Below are 1402 nucleotides of genomic sequence, written 5' to 3'. Positions count from 1 at the left end.
AGTTCGGCCAGCAGCCCGCGCAACCCCGCCGTGCCGAGGTCGGTGAGGACGGTGACGTCCAGCCCGAGCGCGGTGGACACGGCCGCCGCCTCGCGGGTAACCCGGCGGTCACCGGTGCCCGCCACCACGACGACGCGGAACCCCGTCGCGGGCGGGGGCTGCCACACCAGCAGGCCCGCACCCGCGTGGTGCCGGCCTCCGGGGACGGCGGCGAGCACCGCCGTCGCGGTGTCCGGCTCGTCCCCGGTCACCAGGACCGGTCCGGGGCCGGACAGGAGGGCCCGGACGACGTCACCGACGACCGGGTCCGCCGTCCGACCGGCACCGGGGACGACCTCGGGGAGCCCGCGCCGCGGCTCCGGGTGGACGTCGACCCACCCGGGGTCCGCGGGCTCCCGCACGGCCACCGCCACGCGGCGGGCCCCCGTCACCGCCCGGCCAGGCCGTACACGCGGGTCGCGGTGCCGCCGAACACCTGGTCGACCTCGTCCGGGGAGCAGCCGGACAGCAGCTCCTCCGCGGCGGCGAACACCCGCGCGTAGTCCGCGGCCAGCAGGCACACCGGCCAGTCCGACCCGACCGCGAGCCGGTCCGGGCCGAACGACTCCAGCGCGGTCTCGACGTACGGCCGCAGGTCGTCCACGGTCCACCGGTCCCGGTCGGCCTCGGTGACGAGACCGGACAGCTTCGCGACCACGTTGGGCTCGTCGGCCAGCGTGCGCAGCCGGTCGGCCCACAGCCGCGACGACCCGCCCGCGATGTCCGGCTTCGACAGGTGGTCCAGCACGAACCGCAGGTCCGGCACCGCCCGCACCGCCTCCACCGCCGCCGGGAGCTGGTGCGGCACGGTCAGCAGGTCGTAGGCCAGCCCGGCGTCCCGCACGGCCCGCAGGCCCGCCAGGACGTCGGGGCGGACCAGCCACGACGGGTCCGGCTCGGACTGCACCAGGTGCCGCACGCCGACCAGCAGGTGCCCACCGGGCGCCGAGCGCAGCCTGGCCAGCTCGGAGGCCACGTCCGGTGCGGTGAGGTCCACCCAGCCGACGACACCCGCGATCAGCTCCGACCCGGCGGCCAGGGCGAGGAACTCCAGCGTCTCGTCCACGTCGGGCAGCACCTGGACGAGCACGGTGCGGCGCACCCCGGCGGAGGCCGCCGCCTCACCCAGGTCGGCCTCGGTGAAGTCACGCCGGATGGGCGTCATCTCCTCGCCGTCGAGCCACTCCTGGGGCCGGGCGGCGAGGTCCCACAGGTGGTGGTGCGCGTCGACCCGGGGTGTCCCCGGATCACGTCGTGGCGACGTGCTCATCGAGCAGGCCCTCCGCTTCGAGGTCGTCCCACAGTGCCGTGGGAGGTGGGTCGGCCAGGGCGGTGACGGCGTGGTCGAGCTCGGCGGTGGTGC

At 76.7% G+C, this 1402-nt stretch carries 1 protein-coding gene and 1 pseudogene; both read right to left on the bottom strand.

Annotated elements, in window-relative coordinates; all coding sequences use genetic code 11:
* Window positions 1–401, bottom strand: a pseudogene (locus AB0G02_RS40330) (1-(5-phosphoribosyl)-5-amino-4-imidazole-carboxylate carboxylase); the annotation flags it as partial.
* A 26-nt stretch (window positions 402–427) separates the two neighbouring features.
* Entirely contained in the window at window positions 428–1309 is an 882-nt protein-coding gene (locus AB0G02_RS40325; protein WP_360805853.1) for an amidohydrolase family protein, read from the bottom strand.
* Window positions 1310–1402 lie beyond the last annotated feature (93 nt).

Source organism: Actinosynnema sp. NPDC023658 (assembly GCF_040639995.1).
Lineage (GTDB): Bacteria > Actinomycetota > Actinomycetes > Mycobacteriales > Pseudonocardiaceae > Actinosynnema.
Note: the sequence above shows the minus strand (reverse complement) of the source record. Positions and strands in the feature narration are given on the sequence as shown.